The organism is Novosphingobium sp. NFX11 (assembly GCF_057376415.1).
Genome location: NZ_CP080384.1, coordinates 1,656,062 through 1,675,943, shown reverse-complemented (window position 1 = coordinate 1,675,943; position 19,882 = coordinate 1,656,062). Strand labels below are relative to the sequence as shown.

General features: G+C 67.4%; 12 protein-coding genes and 1 pseudogene. 7 read left to right on the top strand and 6 right to left on the bottom strand.

Translation table 11 applies throughout. The features are described 5' to 3' along the window. Positions 1-3: 3 nt before the first annotated feature. The 6 genes and pseudogenes from KZO24_RS08530 to KZO24_RS08505 all read left to right on the top strand — a co-directional run bounded on the left by KZO24_RS08530 (position 4) and on the right by KZO24_RS08505 (position 10,497). On the top strand, positions 4-930 hold the full coding sequence (locus tag KZO24_RS08530) for a Gfo/Idh/MocA family protein (RefSeq protein WP_271181570.1): 927 nt from the start codon (positions 4-6) through the stop codon (positions 928-930). 20 nt (positions 931-950) lie between these two features. Further along, positions 951-2,528 carry an alpha-N-arabinofuranosidase gene (locus tag KZO24_RS08525; protein ID WP_271181569.1) on the top strand — a complete coding sequence of 526 codons (1,578 nt, stop codon included), beginning with the start codon at positions 951-953 and terminating at the stop codon, positions 2,526-2,528. After that, positions 2,528-3,532, top strand: coding sequence for an arabinan endo-1,5-alpha-L-arabinosidase (locus KZO24_RS08520; RefSeq protein WP_271181568.1), 1,005 nt, complete (start codon positions 2,528-2,530; stop codon positions 3,530-3,532). The genes KZO24_RS08525 and KZO24_RS08520 overlap by 1 nt, the downstream gene beginning before the upstream one ends. Before the next feature lie 141 nt (positions 3,533-3,673). Further along, the gene (locus tag KZO24_RS08515; protein WP_486487160.1) at positions 3,674-5,107 is read left to right on the top strand and encodes a family 43 glycosylhydrolase; all 1,434 of its coding nucleotides are present in this window, start codon (positions 3,674-3,676) and stop codon (positions 5,105-5,107) included. Positions 5,108-5,444: 337 nt separating this feature from the next. Then, positions 5,445-8,250, top strand: a pseudogene (locus KZO24_RS08510) (TonB-dependent receptor). 369 nt (positions 8,251-8,619) lie between these two features. Beyond that, positions 8,620-10,497: an MGH1-like glycoside hydrolase domain-containing protein gene (locus KZO24_RS08505; protein WP_486487123.1), complete on the top strand. Its 1,878-nt coding sequence runs from the start codon at positions 8,620-8,622 to the stop codon at positions 10,495-10,497. Between the two features lie 114 nt (positions 10,498-10,611). Here the strand turns inward: KZO24_RS08505 and KZO24_RS08500 are convergent, their stop codons facing one another. Together KZO24_RS08500 and KZO24_RS08495 are read right to left on the bottom strand one after the other, a co-directional pair. Then, complete coding sequence (locus KZO24_RS08500) at positions 10,612-11,385, bottom strand: ABC transporter ATP-binding protein (RefSeq protein ID WP_271181564.1); 774 nt, start codon at positions 11,383-11,385, stop codon at positions 10,612-10,614. Beyond that, the gene (locus KZO24_RS08495) at positions 11,379-12,389 is read right to left on the bottom strand and encodes a FecCD family ABC transporter permease (RefSeq protein WP_370424225.1); all 1,011 of its coding nucleotides are present in this window, start codon (positions 12,387-12,389) and stop codon (positions 11,379-11,381) included. The genes KZO24_RS08500 and KZO24_RS08495 overlap by 7 nt, the downstream gene beginning before the upstream one ends. Before the next feature lie 205 nt (positions 12,390-12,594). Here KZO24_RS08495 and KZO24_RS08490 point away from each other — a divergent pair, with 205 nt between their 5' ends. After that, positions 12,595-13,320, top strand: a complete 726-nt coding sequence (locus KZO24_RS08490; RefSeq protein ID WP_486487122.1) for an ABC transporter substrate-binding protein — start codon at positions 12,595-12,597, stop codon at positions 13,318-13,320. Here the strand turns inward: KZO24_RS08490 and bluB are convergent. The 4 genes from bluB to cobW form a co-directional block, all read right to left on the bottom strand. Next, on the bottom strand, positions 13,307-13,951 hold the full coding sequence (gene bluB / locus KZO24_RS08485) for a 5,6-dimethylbenzimidazole synthase (RefSeq protein WP_486487121.1): 645 nt from the start codon (positions 13,949-13,951) through the stop codon (positions 13,307-13,309). The genes KZO24_RS08490 and bluB overlap by 14 nt on opposite strands. A 106-nt stretch (positions 13,952-14,057) precedes the next feature. Then, positions 14,058-14,666, bottom strand: a complete 609-nt coding sequence (gene cobO, locus KZO24_RS08480) for a cob(I)yrinic acid a,c-diamide adenosyltransferase (protein ID WP_271181561.1) — start codon at positions 14,664-14,666, stop codon at positions 14,058-14,060. A gap of 2 nt (positions 14,667-14,668) precedes the next feature. Beyond that, positions 14,669-18,490 carry a cobaltochelatase subunit CobN gene (cobN, locus tag KZO24_RS08475; protein ID WP_271181560.1) on the bottom strand — a complete coding sequence of 1,274 codons (3,822 nt, stop codon included), beginning with the start codon at positions 18,488-18,490 and terminating at the stop codon, positions 14,669-14,671. A gap of 232 nt (positions 18,491-18,722) precedes the next feature. Then, positions 18,723-19,772, bottom strand: a complete 1,050-nt coding sequence (gene cobW / locus KZO24_RS08470) for a cobalamin biosynthesis protein CobW (RefSeq protein WP_271181559.1) — start codon at positions 19,770-19,772, stop codon at positions 18,723-18,725. Between the last annotated feature and the right edge of the window lie 110 nt (positions 19,773-19,882).

Here is a 19,882-nt window from a genome sequence, read left to right as displayed (position 1 = left end):
TCGATGGACCCGATCCGCATTGCGGTGGTGGGCGTGGGCAAGATCGCCCGCGACCAGCACCTTCCCGCCATCGCCGGGAACAAGGCGTTCAGCCTCGCCGCCACCGTCAGCCCGCGTGATCCGGGCGTCGAGGGCGTGCCCCACGCGAAGAGCCTCGACGAACTGATCGCGAATGGTCCGGCGGTCGATGCGGTGGCGCTCTGCACGCCGCCGCAGGTGCGCTACGACCTCGCCGTGCAGGCGCTGTCGAAGGGCATGCACGTGTTCCTCGAAAAGCCGCCGGGCGCGACGCTTTCCGAAGTCGTGGCGCTGGAAAGCCGCGCCGAGAAGGTCGGCGCGACGCTGTTCGCCTCGTGGCATTCGCGCTTTGCGGCAGGCGTGGCCCCGGCGCGCGCGTGGCTGTCCGACCGCAGAATCGAGAAGGTCTCGATCGTGTGGCGCGAGGACGTGCGCGTGTGGCATCCGGGCCAGGCCTGGATCTGGGAGCCGGGCGGCCTTGGCGTGTTCGATCCGGGCATCAATGCGCTCTCGATCGTCACGCACATCCTGCCGCGCCCGATGTTCCTGCAGGGCGCGACGCTGGAAATCCCGGCCAACCGCGCCGCGCCGATCGCCGCCGACATCGAGTTCCGCGACACCGCAGGCGCGCCGATCCACATGGACCTCGACTGGCGCCAGACCGGCCCGCAGTCGTGGGACATCGTCGTCGAGACGGACGAAGGAACCCTCAAGCTGTCGAACGGCGGCGCGGTGCTGACGCTTCCGAGTGGCACCGAGCATGCCGAGGACATGGAATATCCGGGCCTCTACGCGCGCTTCGCCAGCCTCATCCGGGGTGGCCGCAGCGACGTGGACGTGGCGCCGCTGCGCCTCGTCGCCGACGCATTCCTGCGCGGCCACCGCAAGCTGGTGGACGAATTCCACGATTGATCCCTAGGGAGGGGACTGAAATGACCAAGTTCTTCCGCCGCACGTCGCTCGCCATGCTGATGGCAGCGACGGTGCTTTCCGCGCCCCTGAGCCAGACGGCTTCGGCCGATACGGGCGGCCAGCCCACCACCGCCACGATCGAGGGCGGCAAGCCCGGCCCGGTCTACAACAAAGACGTCTTCACCCAGTTCGCCGAGCATCTGGGCGAGGGCATCTACGGCGGCCTGTGGGTCGGCAAGGGGAGTAAGATCCCCAACACCAACGGCTTCCGCAACGACGTCGTCAAGGCGCTGAAGGACTTGTCGGTGCCGGTAATCCGCTGGCCGGGTGGCTGCTTCGCCGACGAGTACAACTGGCGTGAAGGCATCGGCCCACAGGCCAAGCGCCCGGTCAAGATCAACACCCACTGGGGCGGCGTGACCGAGCCCAACGCGGTCGGCACGCACGAGTTCTTCGAGCTGATCCGCCAGGTCGGCGCGGAGGCCTACGTCGCGGGCAACGTCGGCAACGGCACGCCGCGCGAAATGGCCGAATGGGTCGAGTACATGACCTCGCCCGCCGGTTCGCTGGCCGATGAGCGCGCGAAGAACGGGCACAAGGAACCTTGGAAGGTCAAGTACTTCGGCGTCGGCAACGAGCTGTGGGGCTGCGGCGGCAACATGCGCCCCGAGTTCGCGGCGGACGAGACGCGCCGCTACGCCACCTTCATCAAGCCGCCCGCCGGGACCAAAATCCTGAAGGTCGCGGCCGGCGCCAACGTCGATGACTACAACTGGACCGAGACGATGATGCGCGTCGCGGCGAACCAGCTCGACGGTGTTTCGCTGCACTATTATGTCCACCCCGCCGGTGGCTGGCCCCCGCGTGCGCCTGCCGTCAACTTCGACGAGCATGGCTGGGCCGATGCGCTGAACGGCGCGCGGCACATGGACGAGCTGATCACCAAGCACTCGGCGATCATGGACAAGTACGATCCCGAAAAGCGCGTCTTCCTCGCGGTCGACGAGTGGGGCTCGTGGTATGCGCAGGACGAGGGTACGCACCCCGGATTCCTGAGGCAGCAGAACACCTTGCGTGATGCGCTGATCGCCTCTGTGCACCTCGACATCTTTGCCAAGCACGCCGACCGCGTGCGCATGACCGCCATCGCGCAGATGGTGAACGTGCTGCAGGCGATGATTTTCACGCAGGGCAGCAAGATGGTGCTGACCCCGACCTACCATGTCTTCGAGATGTACAAGCCCTGGCAGGACGCCACCGTTCTGCCGCTCGAGATCAAGTCGCCGTGGTATTCCAAGGACGAGTTCACGATGCCTGCGGTCAGCGGTTCGGCGGTGAAGGCGAAGGACGGCAAGGTGCATGTCGCGCTGTCGAACCTCGATCCGAACCAGTCGAACACGGTGACGATCAAGCTCGACGGCGTTAGCGCAACGGCGGTTTCCGGCCGTATTCTGACGGGCTCGGCGATCAATTCGCACAACACTTTCGACGCGCCCGACGTCGTCAAGCCCGCCGCCTTCACCGGGGCGAGCGTGCAGGGCGGCCAGATGGTCGTGACGCTGCCGGCGAAGTCGGTTGTGGTGCTGGAACTGCAGTGATGAAGGCGGCCTTCCTTGGGCTCGCGGCGCTGGTTCTTGCCGGTTCCGCGAGTGCCCAGCAGGTCGGCGAGAAGGGGGCCGGGACGCTGAATTCGCAGCTTTCCGGTGACCTTGTCGTGCATGATCCGGTCATCATCCGCGAGGGGGACACGTATTACGTGTTCAGCACCGTGGGCAAGTATATCGGCATCAAGACCTCGACCGACCTGAAGGTGTGGAAGGATGCCGGTTCGGTGTTCTCCGAAATACCGGCGTGGGCGAAAGATGCGGCTCCCGGAACTGAAGGTATCTGGGCGCCGGATATTTCGTATGTGAACGGCGAATACCGACTGTACTATTCGGTCTCGACCTTCGGCTCCAACCGTTCGGCGATCGGTCTCGCGACCAGCAAGACGCTGGGGCCGAAGGCGAAATGGCAGGATCATGGCCTCGTCGTCATGTCCACGAAGGACGATGACTTCAACGCCATCGATCCCAATTTCGTTGTCGACGCACAGGGGCGCCAGTGGCTGTCGCTCGGCAGTTTCTGGAGCGGTCTCAAGCTGTTCCCGCTCGACGCGAAGACCGGCAAGGTCGTGCCCGGCACCGAGCCGTACGCGATCGCACGCCGCCGCGCGCCTGCGGGAGCGGCGGCGCCGGTGGAGGCGCCGTTCATCATTCCGCACGGCGGATGGTACTTCCTGATCGCGTCCTACGACTATTGCTGCAAGGGCGTGAACTCGACGTATTACACCGTCGTCGGTCGCTCGAAAAAGATCACCGGCCCTTATCTGGGCCGTGACGGCAGCTCGATGATGGAGGGCGAGGGAACTATCCTGCTGCGCTCCGACTTGCAGGAAAAGCAGCGTTTCCGCGGGCCTGGCCATGCCGGAGCCTTCACCGACAAGGACGGCACGACCTACCTCGTCTACCACGCCTACGACAAGGAGGCCGACGGCCGCCCCACGCTGCGCATCGCGCCGCTGCGGTGGGACGCGGACGGCTGGCCTGTTGCCGAATACTGAGAACACCCACCTGAATACGCCCCGGCCGCCTATCGATACTTGGCCGGGGCGTCTTTTCGGGTGGCACTGAGCGGCACCTAACGTACCCCTAACGCTACCACAACGCACCAGAACCGCCGGAGAGGCCATGATGAACTTCCCCTGTCGCGCCGCAGCTTCGCCACCAGTCTTGGCGTCGGCGCATCGCTGCTTCCGATCGCCTGCACCGCGCCGGGCAAGAGCGTGATCGGCACCTCGAAAAGCCCGCAAGCACCCGCCGCGAGCAACCCGCTCATCAAGCAGCGCGCCGACACCCAGATCTTCCGCCACGACGACGGCTGGTACTACGCGATGGGCTCCGTGCCCGAGTACGACCGCCTCGCGCTGCGCCGGTCGAAGACGCTGGCGGGCCTGACCGATGCCGAGGAGCGGGTGCTCTGGCGGCATGAGGCGAGCGGGCCGATGTCGGGCTTCCTGTGGGCGCCCGAACTGCACTACGTCGACGGCAAGTGGATCGTCTACTTCGCGGCCGGCCCCAGCGGCGGCGGCGAGGACGTGTTCCGCATCCGCACTTTCGCCGTGGTCTGCGATGGACCCGATCCGATGACCGGCAACTGGTCCGTCCTCGGCGAGTTCAAGGCGCCGTGGGACAGCTTCAACCTCGACTCGACGATCTTCACGCATCGGGGCGTGCGCTACTTCTCGTGGGCGCAGCGCGAGCCGGGGATCGAGACCAATTCCAACGTCTACATCGCGCCGATGAAAGACGCGCTGACGCTCGCCTCGGCGCCCGCGCGGCTGACGGTGCCGACGCTCGACTGGGAAGTGCGCGGCTTCAAGGTGAACGAGGGCTCGGCCTTCCTCAACCGCAACGGCCGCCTGTTCATGACCTACTCGGCCAGCGCCACCGATGCGCGCTACTGTATGGGCCTGCTCAGCGTGGACGAGACCGCCAACATCATGGACCCGCGCAACTGGGTGAAGTCTCCCCGGCCGGTCTTCGAAACCTGCCGTGAAACCTCGGTCTACGGCCCCGGCCACAACAGCTTCACCGTGGACGAAGAGGGGCGCGACATCCTCGTCTACCACGGCCGCGACTACGAGAAGATCGAAGGCGACCCGCTGTTCAACCCTGACCGCCACACCCGCATCCAGCGCATCTATTACGATGCGGACGGTGTGCCCGACTTCGGCGTGCCGGTGGGCAACGGCGCGATCCCCGAGCGCTTCATCCCGGCCGTGCGTCGCACCGTGCGGATGGCCTGCGACGGCATGACCCTTTCGGTGAGCGATGCCCCGCTGCCGCAGACCCAGTTCCGTTCGATCGAGGCGGGCGAGGGCACCGTGCAGCTCGTGCCGATCCTGCGGCCCGAACTGTGCCTGGCCGCCGGCCCCGACGGAGCGGTGCGCCTCGCCCCGCGCGACGTGGTCAGCGACGTCGCCGCCGAGGACCGCTTCCGCCGCGAGGTCGGCCCCGCCACCGGCACCGTGCGCTTCGCCTCGGTGGCTTACGAGGGCAGGGCGCTCGCGCATTCGGGCGACCGCGTGGTGCTGGCCGACGACTACGACGCCAGCGTGGCCTGGCTGGCGGATTGAGGCCCTGGGGTGATCGGAGCGCCACGAGCCGATCACCCTCCATCTCGTCATTGCGAGCGAAGGGAAGCAATCCAGAGCGGCGCAACACTGCCCTGGATTGCTTCCCTTCGCTCGCGATGGCGATCGATAGGGGAGGCTTATTGTCTGATTAATTGGGTGGAAATCGGCCAGCACGTTCAGGAGATGCCGCCAAGGTGCGCCCCATATGCCACATATCCCCGCCCTTTTTGTCGGAGCAATGCATTTTCCGCTTGCGCCTAAATAGTCCGACTAATAATCAGGCGCCACAGTTTATCGGGGCATGGTAATCGGCCAGCCCCCATGGGAGGGTTGATCCATGGCGCTCAAGCCATTTGCATTCTGCACCGCATCCGTTCTCGCACTCGGCCTTGCTACCGTGGCGCAGGCCCAGGACGCTGCGCCTCAGGATACCGCGCCTCAGGCCGCCGCCGATGATGCGAGCGCCGAGGACATCATTGTCACCGGCGTGCGCGCCTCGATCGTCGGCGCGCTCAACGTGCGCAAGAACAGCGTCCAGATCGTCGACTCGATCGTCGCCGAGGACGTCGGCAAGCTGCCTGACAACAACGTGGTGGAGGCGCTGCAGCGCGTCACCGGCGTGCAGGTGACCGACCGCGCCGGCGGCGAGGCGGGCACCGTCACGATCCGTGGCCTTGCCGATCCGCTGACCACGCTCAACGGCCGCAACATCTTCACCGCCGCGGGCCAGTCGTTCGCGCTGCAGGATATCTCGGCGAACCTCGTCAAGCAGGTCGACGTCTTCAAGACCCGCTCGGCCGACCAGATCGAAACCGGCCTTGCCGGCCAGATCGACGTCCAGACCCGCCGCCCGTTCGATTTCGACGGCTTCGCGATCTCGGGCCTCGTGCGCGGCATCTACAACGAGCAGGCGGACAGCTACAACCCGAACGCCGCGCTGCTGGTGTCCAACCGCTGGGAAACCGGCATCGGCGATATCGGCCTGCTGGTGAACGGTTCGTGGAGCCGCACCAAGTACCGCAACATGTCGACGACGGCAGGCGCGCTGGTGCCGTTCGCCACCGAGAACCCGGCCGACGGCACGGGCCTGTCGCCGCTGGAGCGCATCTTCCCCGGTCCCGACAACGAGAACTGGACGCCTGGCCTCAACGCCGGCCTTTCGACCGCGCCGGGCTCGACGCTGAACATCAACGGCGTCGATACCCCGTACTACCTCTCACGCGATGCGGTGTTCTCCTCGGACCTCTACGGCAAGCGTGAACGGCCTTCGTTCAACGCCGCGCTGCAGTGGGCGCCGAACTCCAGTTCGGTCTACACCGCCGAAGTGTTCTACGCCGGTTTCCGCGGCGAGACCTTCAACTCGCTGCAGTTCAGCTTCGTCGACTACTGGGCCGATCCGCAGTCGCCCACGCTTTACGACGGCACCAACATCGTGAAGTCGCGTACTGCCAACAGCGTCTACGGCTTCAACTCGGGTGACTACACCAAGAGCAGCACCGACAGCTACGTCTATGCCCTGAACGGCAAGTGGGATCTGGGCGATCGCGGCAAGATCATCGGCGACGTTGCGTACCAGACCAGCGTGAACAAGTCTTCGTTCATCGCCATGCGTACCGACCGCGTGGCCGACCAGATCAACGTCGATTTCAACGCCGGTGGCGGCGTGCCTTCGTACCACTTCAATGACGATTCTGCAGCTGAACGACACCAGCCTGTGGAACGTCGCGCAGCTCTACGACAACGCCGACCGCAACAAGGGCGATGCCATCACCGGCAGCCTCGACGGCTACTATACCTGGGACGAGGGCTTCCTGCGCCGCATCAAGGCGGGCCTGCGCATCGACCGTCGCACCGCCACCAGCTACACCCGCACCCAGAGCGCCAACAACCTCGGCGTCAGCCTCGCCTCGCTGGGTGAGGATGCGGCCTTCACCAACTCCGACTTCATGTCGGGCGTCGCCGACGTGCCGCGCAGCTGGACGCTGGCCAACGGTTACTGGCTGCATGACAACGCCGATTACGTGCGCGGTCTCTACGGGTTGCCGACCTCGGACGCGCTCTCGCTGGCGAAGACCTTCGACATTGAGGAAACCACGATGTCGGGCTACCTGCTCGCGGACGGCCAGCTGACGATCTTCGGGCGTCCGCTGGATATCCAGGGCGGCGTGCGCTTCGTTTCGGTGGTGACCAACTCCAGCTTCTTCGACCGTTACGCCAACGGCGCCCTGACGCGCGGCGGCAGCCAGTCGGAGAAGTTCCTGCCGAGCTTCACTGCCCGGTACGAGATCGAGCCGAACCTGCGTGTGCGCTTCAACTACGGCGAGACGCTGCGCCGCCCGAACTTCGGCGACATCAACCCGACCTATGCGCTGACCGGCGACCTCACCAATGTCGGCTACGGCAGCGGCACGGTCGGCAACGCCAGCCTGAAGCCCACGCATTCGAAGAACTTCGACCTTGCGCTGGAATGGTACTTCGAGCGCAATAGCGCGATCACCGTCACCGCGTTCCGCCGCGAGATCAGCGGGCTGGTGGTGCCGCTGACCTCGATGGACTACATCCCGAACAACGGGATCGAGGCGGGCGCGACCGACTACTTCTCGGTCACCCGTCCGGTGAACGCCTCTGACGGCGTGCTCAAGGGCGTGGAAGTGGGCCTGACCTATTACCCGACCTACTTCCCCGGCCTGCTCGACGGCCTCGGCTTCCAGGGCAGCCTGACCGTTCTGGACTCGAGCCAGAACATTCCCGAGGCGGACGAACTGGGCAACATCACCCAGACGCAGTCGCCGTTCTTCAACGTCTCGAAGCTGTCGTACAATGCGACGCTGGCCTACGATCACGGCCCGGTCAGCGCGCGCCTGTCGTACATCTGGCGCAAGGGCTTCCTGCACAACAACGAGGCGCGCCTCTTCGCCAACCCGATCGGCGTGTGGTACAAGTCGGAAGAGAGCCTCGACTTCCAGCTGACGCTGAACGTCATGGACAACGTCGGCATCACCTTCGACGCGGTGAACCTCACCAAGTCGAAGCAGCAGAACTACTACAAGTACGGCAGCGCGGGTAATGCCGAGCAGTTCAACCTGGGTACTTTGCAACTGGCCCGTACTTTTGCGGTGGGTGCACGCTTCACGTTCAAGTAATTGCCACTTCGGCCGATCCCGGTGCGCTTGCCATTCTGCGCGCCGGGGCCGGCTCAGGGCGGCCGCGTCCGGTCGGGATACTTCCTCTCCCAACACCCCGGCCTCGCGCGGCCGTCCATTTGACTGTGCCTGACAGTGTCTTCAGGCGGGGGCTTCGACAAGCTCAGCCTGAGCGGGTTTGAGAGCAGGTCTTTAAATCCCGCTCAGGCTGAGCTTGTCGAAGCCCCTCAGCTTGGGCCGTTCACGGAAGGACCGTTGACGTGCGCAAGAAACTGGCCCTCGCGGCGCTGCCCTTTATGGCGCTGCTTGCCGCTGCCGCCAGTCCGCCGATGGACCACGAGGCCATCGCCGAGGCCCGCTACGGCAACGATGCGGCGTGGTACGAGGGGCGCATTCCCTTTTTCGAGATCCTCGGACGCGAAGATCGACGCGGTCTACTACTACCGCTGGGGCCTGTTCCGTGCCCACCAGCGGGATCTCGGCAAGCAGGGCTATATCACCACCGAGTTCGCCGACGACGTCGACTGGCAGCGCGAACCCTACGCCAGCCTCAACGACGCGAGCGGCTTCCACATCGCCGAAGGCCGCTGGCTGAACGACCGGCGCTTCACCGACGACTACATCAACTTCATGTACGAGGGCGGCAACGACCGCCACTTCACCGACCACATGGCGGACTCGGTATGGGGCCGCTACTTGGTCGACGGCGACCGAGAGGCATTGCTCGCGCACCTGAAGACGATGCGACACGTCTACCGCCTGTGGGACGAGAAGTTCGACTTCGACAAGGGCCTGTATTTCGTCGAACCGCTGCTGGACGCGACCGAGTACACGGTGTCCTCGATCGACGCCTCGGGCGGCAAGGACGGGTTCCGCGGCGGCGATGCGTTCCGGCCTTCGGTCAACGCCTACATGTTCGCCAATGCCCGCGCCTTGTCGCGCATGGCGCAGATGGCGGGCGACGCGGCGATGGCGAAGGACTATGCCGCCCGTGCCGAGGCCTTGAAGGCGCGTGTGCTGGCGGACTTGTGGAACCCGAAGCTGCAGCATTTCACCGACCGCCACCAGATTACCAACGAACACGTCAAATACTGGGAGCCGATCCGCAATCGCGAACTGGTCGGCTACCTGCCGTGGATGTTCGATCTCGTCCCCGACGATGCGCAATATGCTGCAGCATGGGGGCACCTGACCGACCCGCAGTCGCTGGCGGGCAAGGCCGGGATGCGCACGGTCGAGAAGAGCTACGAATACTACATGCGCCAGTACCGCTACCTCGGGCCGGATCCTGAGTGCCAGTGGAACGGCCCGATCTGGCCTTACCAGACGACGCAGGTGCTGACCGCGATGGCCAACCTGCTCGACCATTACGAGGCGCACGGTCCCGTCTCCCGTGCCGACTGGATGGCGATGCTGCGCCAGTACACCCAGCTTCACTATCAGGGCGACAAGCTCGACCTCGAGGAAGACTACGACCCGGAGACCGGCAAGCCGATCGTCGGGCTGGACCGCAGCCACCACTACTTCCACTCGGGCTACATCGACCTGATCCTGACCGGCCTCGTCGGCATCCGCCCGCGCAGCGACGATGTGCTGGAGGTCAATCCGCTGCAGCAGGGTCTCGACTGGTTCCGCATCGAGCGGGTACCGTACCACGGGCACGAAGTCTCGGTGACATGGGATGCGAAGGGTACGCGCTACGGCAAGGGCCTCGCCGTCATGGTGGACGGGGTGGAAGTGGCCCGCCGCGCCGACCTTGGCCGGATCGAGGTGCCCGTTACGCGCAAGGCCAACGCGCCGATCGTGCGTGAGGAAAACCTTGCGGTGCAACTCGTGCGCAGCGGTTTCCCCAAGGCCAGCGCCTCGTCCGGCAACGATGCGGAGAAGTTGCACGATGCGGTCGATGGCCGCGCGTGGTTCTACCCGGAACTTCCCAACGGGTGGGATTCGGACGCCTCGGGCAAGGCGCAGTGGTACGCGCTGGACTTCGGCAAGGCGGTTTCGCTGGGCAGCGCCGAGCTGGCGTTCTTCGCCGATGCTGCACGCTTTGCTGCACCTCGCAGCGTGAGTGTCGAGGTCTGGCGCGAGGGTCGCTGGCAGCAGGTCGGCGCGCCGGTGAAGCCGCTTGCCAACGGGGTGACGCGGGTGACGTGGCCTGCGGTCGAGACCGGGAAGTTGCGCGTGTCGATGATTCCGGCAAAAGGCCGCGCGATCCGTCTGGCGGAGGTGAAGGCTTTCGCGCGCTAGGCCCCAAGTTTCGTCATTGCGAGCGTAGCGAAGCAATCCAGGGCGGCGCTCAACTGCCCTGGATTGCTTCGCTACGCTCGCAATGACGAGGGGTGGTGCCTCTGGGCAGGTGGTTCAAACCCGCTCCAGCGGCACCACCATCGCCGAGCCGCCGCCGAACTCGATCCGCCCGGTCACGCCGTAGACCGCGCGCAGCCGGTCGCTCGTCAAGACCTCCTGCGGCGATCCTTGCGCCACCAGCATGCCGCGATCGACCAGCAGCAGCCGCTTGCAGTAGCGCGCCGCCATCGTCAGGTCGTGCAGCACCGTCACCACCAGCGCGCCCGAATTAGCCTCGGCGGCAAGCAGTTCCATCACGTCGATCTGATGCCCCGGATCGAGCGCGGCGAGCGGCTCGTCCGCGACCAGTCCCGGCGCGCCCACCGCCAGCGCCCGCGCCAGCATCACCCGCGCCCGCTCGCCGCCCGACAGTTCGGTAGCGGTGCGCCCGGCAAGGTGCAGCACGTCGGCCCGCTTCATGGCGGCATGGACGGCGGCGAGGTCGTCCGCGCCCAGCCGCGACATCGGGCCGAGTCCCGGCAGGCGGCCGAGCGCCACCAGTCGCTCGACGCTGAGCGGCCAGTGCAGCGCCTGTCCCTGCGGCAGGTAACTGACCAGCCGCGCCAGCGCCTTCGGCGTCATCCGCGCGATGTCGTGCCCGTCGATCTCGACCGCGCCCCGCGTCGCCGGGATCAGCCCGAGCAGCGCGCGCACCAGCGTCGACTTGCCCGCGCCGTTGGGGCCGATGATCCCGGTCAGTTCACCGGGGCGCAGCGTGGCGCTGATCCCGTGCAGCACCGCGCGGTCGCGCAGGTCCACAGAGAGGCCATTGAGGGTCACGGTCACCACAGGCGGCGCTCCTTCAGCAGATGGACAAGGAAGACGGGGACGCCGAGGAACGCCGTCACTACGCCCAGCTTCAACTCGCCCGCGGTCGGGATCAGCCGCACGAGAATATCGGCGCCGGTGAGCAGCGCCGCGCCGCCGAGGAACGAGGGCAGCAGCACGGCGGAAGGGCTGCGGTCGGTCAGCGGGCGCACCAGATGCGGCACGATCAGCCCGACGAAGCCGACCGAGCCCGACACCGCCACGGCGCCGCCGACGCCGATGGCGACGCCCAGCAGCAGCCGCGCGCGCGTGCGCGCCAGGTCCACGCCGAGCGAGCGCGCCCCGTCCTCGCCCAGCGACAGCGCGTCGAGCGCGCGCCCGTCCCACAGCAGCAGCGCCGCGCCGCCGACGATGCAGGGCAGGGCGATCCAGACGTGGTCCATCGCCCGGTTCTCGATCGAGCCGAGCAGCCAGGCCATGATCTCCATCGCCGCGAAAGGATTGGGCGAGAGGTTGAGCGCAAGGCTGATCCCCGCGCCCGCCAGCGTCGAGACGGCGATGCCCGCAAGGATCAGCGCCAGCGGCCCCTCGGCCCGGCCCGCGAGCACGAACAGCAGCGCGAGGCTCGCCAGTGCCGCGAGGATCGAAAGCACGGGCAGCACGGCGGGGCTGTAATCGCCGATGCCGAAGTAGATCGCTGCGACCGCGCCCAGCGCCGCCGAGTTCGACGCACCGAGCACCGAAGGTTCCGCCAGCGGATTGCGCAAGTACCCCTGCAGGGCTGCTCCCGCGAGGCCCAGCATTCCGCCCACCATAAGCGCGACGAGCGTGCGCGGCAGGCGCAGTTCGAGCAGGATCGCGCGCACCACCGGATCGCCATGGCCGAGCGCAGCATCGAGCAGTCGCGCGGTCGGGATCGGCACCGCGCCCAGCATGAGTGAGGCGATCGCCACCAAGGCGATACCCAGCAGGAGAAGCGGAATCAGCGCCCGGTTACGGGCGCGCAGGACGGGAATTTCGGGCACGAGCACCTCTGGCTGGATCGGCTCCCCGTCACGCTTGTGTCCCGGGGTCGTGTTGCTATGGAAACGCGCATATGGCGCTTTCGACTACTCTTCGTTCGGCTTCGGTCGGCCTGCTTGGACTGGCTGCAGTCTGCGGCGTTTCCGCGTCGTCTCCCCCTGTATCGAGGGGGCTGTAGCGGCTCCGAAGCGGATCGTCTCGCTGAACTTGTGCGCCGATCAGCTGGTGCTGGCGCTGGCCGACCGCGAGCAGATCGCCGGGCTCACTCGCTATGCCGCCGATCCCGCCATGTCGGCCGAGGCGGTGCGGGCGAAGGGCCTGCCGATCCTGCGCGGCGCGGCGGAGGAGATCATGGCGATCGACCCGGACCTCGTCGTCGGCATGCCCGCGCGGCGTAACCCCGCGATCAAGGCGCTCAAGACGCGTTATCCCGCCGTCGATCTCAAGTCCGCCGATGGCTACGACGCGATCCTCGCGTCGATCCGCAAGGTGGCGCTCGCGGTCGGCCATCCCGAGCGCGGCGAGGCCCTGATCGCGGGCATGGAGCGCGACCTTGCGCATATCCCGCGCGCGCGGAAAGGCCCCAAGGGCAAGATCGTCGCCGCGTACTGGCAGCGGCGCGGTTATCTCACCGGCACCGGCACGCTGATCGACGACCTGATGACCCGCGTGGGCGTGACCAACCTTGCGGGCAAGCTGGGCAAGCCCGCGCTCTCGCAAATGGGGATCGAGGAACTGGCGGCCGCGCGTCCCGACGTGATCGTGGTCGATGCCGCGACCGACAAGGTGGTCGATCAGGGCACGGCGATGATGCACCATCCGGTGCTGGACGGCATTCCGCGCGTCGCCATTCCGCAGGCCTGGACGGTCTGCGGCGGCCCCGCCTACGTCAAGGCGGCGCGGGCGCTGGCGAAAGGCGTCAACGCTCGCTGACATGCGCGTGTCCGTCGAGCCGGGCTTGCCAGCCCTTGCGTTCGAGTTCGGGTACGTCGTCCGGTTCCTCGGGATAGCCGAGGCAGAGCAGGGCGACGAAGCGCCATGATGGCGGCGTTTGTAGCAGGTCGGTGACCGTTTCCGGTTTGACGATCGACACCCAACCAAGCCCGAGCCCTTGCGCACGGGCGGCGAGCCACAGCGTGTGGATCGCCATGACCACCGACCATTCGCGCGTCTGCGGCATCGTCGCCGCGCCAAGGCCCATGCCGATGGGGGTGGCCTCGTCGCAGAACACCGCGATCACTTCGGGGGCGTGGTCGAGCGCGTGGAGTTTCAGCGCGGTGTAAGCGGCGTGGCGCTCGCCCTCGTAGGCGGTGTCGCCCGCGCGGGAGACTTCGCCATCGGCATGCGCGGCGAGCACTTCGCGCAAGGCGGGAGAGCGCACGCGCACGAAGCGCCAGGGCTGCGAATTGCCGACCGAGGGCGCCAGTTGCGCGGTGGCGAGCAGGTCGGCGACGAGACTCTCGTCCAACGGATCGCGCCGGAAATGCCGGACGTCGCGCCGCCATGCGAGCAGCGCGGCGAGATCGCTCTGGAACGAGGGGAGAAGGTGGGAGCGGTCATGCAATCAGAGACCAAACCAAACCTCGTCATTGCGAACGTAGCGAAGCAATCCAGGGCACCGCAAACCGCCCTGGATTGCTTCGCTACGCTCGCAGTGACGAGGAGGAGCATCAGAACTCGATCCCCGTCTGCGCCTTCACGCCCTGCTCGCGGAAGGGGTGCTTCACCAGCGTCATCTCCGTCACGAGATCCGCCGCGTCGATCAGCCCCTGCGGCGCATTGCGCCCCGTCACGACGACGTGCTTCATCTCCGCACGCGCGGTCAGCACCTCAAGCACTTCCTCAAGCGGCAGGTAGTCATAGCGCAGCACGATGTTCAGCTCATCCGCCAGCACCATGTCGTAGGCCGGATCGGCGACCATGCGCTTCACCTCTTCCCACGCTTCACGAGCGAGGGCGATGTCGCGGGCGCGGTCCTGGGTGTTCCAGGTGAAGCCTTCGCCCATCGCCTTGAACTCGACGTTGTTCGGGAAGGCGTCGAAGACGGCCTTCTCGCCGGTGGTCATCGCGCCCTTAACGAACTGGACGACGCCCACCTTCTTGCCATGCCCGATCATGCGCACCACCATGCCGAGCGCGGCCGTGGTCTTGCCCTTGCCCTTGCCGGTGTTGACGATCAGCAGGCCCTTTTCCACGGTCTTGCCCGCCATGATGCGGTCATGCGCGGCCTGCTTCTTCTTCATCTTCTCGGCGTGCTGTTCGTCGGTGCGTTCGGCCATCATCATGCTCCTGAGACTTGGGCGAGCAGCAGGCCCGCGCTGTTCGATCGGGGTTTCCAGAGGCCGCGCTCCAGCGCCTCGGCCAGCCGCGCGGCGGTCTCGCGAAGCGCGGCGGGGTTGGCCTGCGCCATGAATTCCCGCACCGCCTCGTCCTCAATGAAGGCGGCGTGGACGGCATCGAAGTGGTGGTCCTTCACCGCGCTGGTCGTAGCGGCGAAGGCGAAGAGGTAGTCCACCGAGGCGGCGATCTCGAACGCGCCCTTGTAGCCGTGACGCATCACGCCCGCGATCCATTTGGGATTGGTCACGCGCCCGCGCACGATGCGGCCGATTTCGTCCGCCAGCGTACGGATCACCGGGCGTTCGGGGCGCGAGTGGTCGTTGTGGTAGCTGACCGGCGCGCGGCCCTTCAGGTGCTCGACCGCAGCGGCGATGCCGCCCTCGAACTGGTAGTAATCGTCGCTGTCGAGCAGGTCGTGCTCGCGGTTGTCCTGGTTCTGGACCACCGCGTCGGCCTGGGTCAGCCGCGCGGCGTAGAGATCGCGTTCGGCATCGCCCTCGACGCCCGCGCCATAGGCGTAGCTGCCCCAGTCGAGGTAGACCTGCGCGAGGTCGGCGCGCTCGTGCCACAGCTTCTCGTCGATCATGGCCTGAAGGCCGGCGCCGTAAGCCCCCGGCTTGGAGCCGAACACGCGGGCTCCGGCGCGGCGGGTGGCGACGGTCTCGTCCTGGCCTTGCGCTGCGAGCATCGCGGTTTCGGCGCGGTGGCGGGCGGCGGCGGGATTGTCCTCTTCGCTTTCCTCCAGCGCCATGACGGCGCGGGCGGCGCTGTCGATCAGGTCCATCTGCTCGGGAAAGGCGTCGCGAAAGAAGCCGGAGACGCGCAAGGTCACGTCCACGCGCGGGCGGCCCAGTTCCGCCAGCGTCATCATCTCGAACCCGGTGACGCGGCCCGAGGTCCATTCCCAGCGCGGCCGCACGCCCATCAGCGCGAGGGCCTGCGCGATGTCGTCGCCGCCGGTGCGCATGTTGGCGGTGCCCCATGCGGAGAGCGCGATGGCCCTTGGGTATTCGCCTTCGCGCTGGAGGTAGTCCTCCACCAGCAACTCTGCGGAGCGCTGGCCGAGATCCCAGGCGACGGCGGTGGGCACGGCGCGGGTGTCGACGGAGTAGAAGTTGCGGCCGGTGGGGAGCACGTCCGGGCGGCCGCGCGTGGGCGCGCCGGAGGGGCCGGGGGTGACGAAGCGGCCGTCGAGCCCTGCGAGCAGGGCGGCGCTTTCGGCGGGGCCGCAGGCGTCCACGCGCGGGGCGAGGTCGGCGGCGATGGCGTGGAGGACGGCGGCGGTGCGCGGCAGGTCGTCGTCCCGGACTTGATCCGGGACCGCTGGCAAGACTTGGGGCGGGACCTTGCCGGGCGCGCCGATGAGTAGGCTGTTCACGGCCAGCGGTCCCGGATCAAGTCCGGGACGACGGGATACCCATTCCGCCGCCAGCAGTTCCAGCCGCTCCACAGTATCGCCGAGCGTGCGCCAGGGCTCACCCGAAACCGCCGCCAGCACTTCCGGCCTCGGGCCATCCCAGCGGTCCGCCATACGGCAGTCGAGCGGGTCGAACCCCAGCGCGAAATCCTCCGCCATCGCCCGCAGCAGCGAGGCTTGCCCCGGCCCGTCATACCCGCGCGGCGTGCGTGCCAGCGCCACCAGCAGATCGCGCCGCAAGCGCCCCTCCGGCGATTGCCCGAAGACATGCAGCCCGTCGCGGATCTGCAGTTCCTTGAGTTCGCACAGATAGTTGTCGATCGCCGACAGCGCATCGTCGCCGTCACCCTCGGCACCGGCGTCCTTGTCCAGACCCTGCGAGCGGGCGAGATCGATGATGTCGCGCCGCAGCCGCTCCAGACGGCGCGGGTCCATCCCGGCGGCGAGGTAGTATTCGTCCACCAGCGCTTCGAGGTGCTTGAGCGGTCCGTAACTCTCGGCGCGGGTGAGGGGCGGGGTCAGGTGATCTACGATCACCGCGCCGATGCGACGCTTGGCCTGCGTGCCCTCGCCGGGGTCGTTGACGATGAAGGGGTAGAGCTGCGGCAGTGGCCCGGCGCAGATCTCGGGGAAGCACTCGGCCGAGAGCGAGATCGCCTTGCCGGGCAGCCATTCGAGATTGCCGTGCTTGCCCACATGCACCAGCGCTTGCGCGCCGAACCGCCGCCCCAGCCAGACGTGGAAGGCGAGGTAGGCGTGCGGCGGCGGCAGCGCCGGGTCGTGGTAGGTTTCCTTGGCGTCGATGTTGTACCCCCGCGCCGGTTGCACGGCGACGCAGACATTGCCGAAGCGGTGGACTGCCAGCCGGAACGCGCCGTCCTTCACGAAGGGATCGGCAGAAGGCGCACCCCAGCGCTCCAGCATCTTCTTGCGTGCGCTTTCGGGCACTCCGGCGAAGGCGGCTTCGTAGTCGGCCAGCGGCAGCGAAATCTCGCCGGGTCGATCCAGTGATGTGAGGTCGTTGGTCACCCCGCCGGTCATCAGCCGCATCAGCGCCTGCCCGTCCTCGGGCGCGCCGCCGGTATCGTATCCGGCGGCACGAAGGCTGGAGAGGATCGAGGCCGCGCTGGCGGGCGTGTCGAGGCCGACGCCATTGCCGATCCGCCCGTCGCGGTTGGGATAGTTGGCGAGCACCAGCGCCACCTTGCGCTGCGCGGGCACGGTACGGCGCAGGCTCGCCCAGTTGGCGGCGAGGTCTGCTACGAAGGCCACGCGATCGGGCGCGACGCGGGGGACGACGATGCCGCACTTCGTCACTTCGTCGAAGCGTTCGGCGGCCTTGAAGGCGACGGCGCGGGTGAACAGGCGGCCGTCGAGTTCGGGCAGCGCCACGTTCATCGCCAGATCGCGCGGGCCTAGGCCGCGTGCGGCGGCCTGCCAGTCGGCTTCCTCGACACCCGCGAAGGCGACCTGCAGGATCGGGCAGTCGGCGCGTTCGAGCACGCCGCCGACGCGCGGTTCTCCCGAGGAAGAGGAGGCGAAGCTGGTGGCGTTGACGATCACGTCGGGCGCAATCTCGGCCATCAGGCCGCCGAGCCAGTCGATGGCGAAAGGCTCTCGCAGCGCGCGGACATGGACGGCGGCGACGTTGAACCCGCGCATTTGCAATGCGGCGACCATCGCGTCCACGGCGTCGAGCGTGCCCGCGATCATCAGCGCGCGGTAGAATACCAGCAGCACGACAGAGGCGTCGGGGCGCCATGATGCGCGCAAGTCGGCCAAGCTCGGCCGGTCCACGCCTTGCAGATAGAGCCCCGCGTCGGCCACCGGCACCGGGTCGTCCGGCTGGCCGCAGTCCTCGCCGATCAGCCGCGCGGCGGTGCGGAGGAACGACAGGGCATTCGCGCTGCCGCCCTGCCGCAGATAGTCGCGGAGGTGCTCGACCGTCTCGGCGGGGAGGGTGGAGGCGACTGTCAGCGTCGGATCATCCTCGCGCCCGTCGGCGATGGCGGCGAAGGCGATGCCCTTCTCGCGGGCGATCAGGGCGATTTCGTCGATGCCGTAGGGCCAGTAGCTCTTGCCGCCGAGCAGCACCACGCACACGAATTTTGCGTGGGCGATCACCTTCTCGACGTAGAGATCGACCGAATACGGGTGCCGCAACTGCAGCAGGTTGGCGAGGCGGACGCTGGGCGCGCCCTCCGGCAGCCCTGCCGCTGCCTTGGCGAAGCAGGCGAGTTCGCTGTCCGCCACCGTCAGGATGACGATGTCGCCCGGAGGCTGGTCGAGGTCGATCGCCTCCTCGCCGTTGGAGATCGTGCCCGGGGTGGCGGAAAGCAGGTGCATTAGGCGGCGCTCGCCGGGCTGACGGCAGAGCTAACCGCCCTGGATTGCTTCACCCGCTGCGCGGGTTCGCAATGACGAAGGAGGGGGTAGAGCCGGAGGTCTTCGTTCAACGCCCGTCCGCTTCCCAACCGCTCGTCATTGCGAGCGCAGCGAAGCAATCCAGGGCGGTTCGCGCGGCTCTGGATTGCCGCGCGGCTGCGCCGCTCGCAATGACGAAGGGAGAGAGAAGGAATCACGCCGGGACCGAACCCAGCACGCCTGCCAGCGCGGCTTCGATGGCGGCCTGATCGAGCCCCTTCTGGCCGATCACCACCAGCTGCGTGCGGCGCGGTTCTTCGGGCTTCCACGCGCGGTCGAAGAAGTGCTGGATGCGCGGGCCGACGCCCTGCAGCACGAGGCGGCTGGGCTTGCCCGCCAGCGCGACCATGCCCTTCACGCGCAGCACGTCATGCGCGGCGATCTGTTCCTTCATGCCCGCCAGCAGCGCGTCGAGATCGGCCACTTCGCCGCCGTTCAGGATGAAGGTGTCGAAGTCGTCATGGTCGTGATCGTCGTCGAGGCCGTCGATGTGCGACTTGCGGCTGTCGAGGTCGTCCTCGGCCGCCGCGACGATGCCGAGCAGCGCGGCGATGTCGACCGCGCCGTGGTCCGCGCGCACGATCTTGACGCCGGCGCGCGTCTCGGCGGCGACGGTCTTCTCGACTTCGGCCAGCACGTCCGCATCGACGAGGTCGGTCTTGTTGAGCACCACCATGTCGGCGCAGCCCAGCTGTTCCTCGAACAGTTCCTCGAGCGGGCTGTCGTGGTCGAGGTTGGGATCGGCGGCGCGGGCGGCGGCGAGGGCTTCCTCGTCCGTGGCGAAGCGACCGGCGGCGACGGCATCGGCGTCGATCAGGGCGATCACGCCGTCCACCGTCGCGCGGGTGCGGATGTCCGGCCACTGGAAGGCCTTGACCAGTGGCTTGGGCAGCGCGAGGCCCGACGTCTCGATGATGATGTGGTCGGGCGGGGTCTCGCGGTCGAGCAGCTTCTGCATCGTCGGCAGGAAGTCGTCGGCCACGGTGCAGCAGATGCAGCCATTGGCGAGTTCGAGGATATCGTCCTCGGGGCAGGCCTCGTCGTTGCAGCCCTTGACCAGTTCGCTGTCGACGCCGACGTCGCCGAACTCGTTGATGACGAGGGCGAGGCGGCGGCCCTTCGCGTTCTGCAGCAGGTGGCGGATCAGCGTGGTCTTGCCGGCGCCGAGGAAGCCGGTGATGACGGTGGTGGGTACTTTGCTCAAGGCTCTCAACTCCCGCGCCGGCGACTTCTCGCGGCGGGGCGTACCGGCGCTTTCGCGCCGGCGCGGGGCAGGGGCGACGGACAGGCGCGAAGACGCCCGGCGACCTGCTC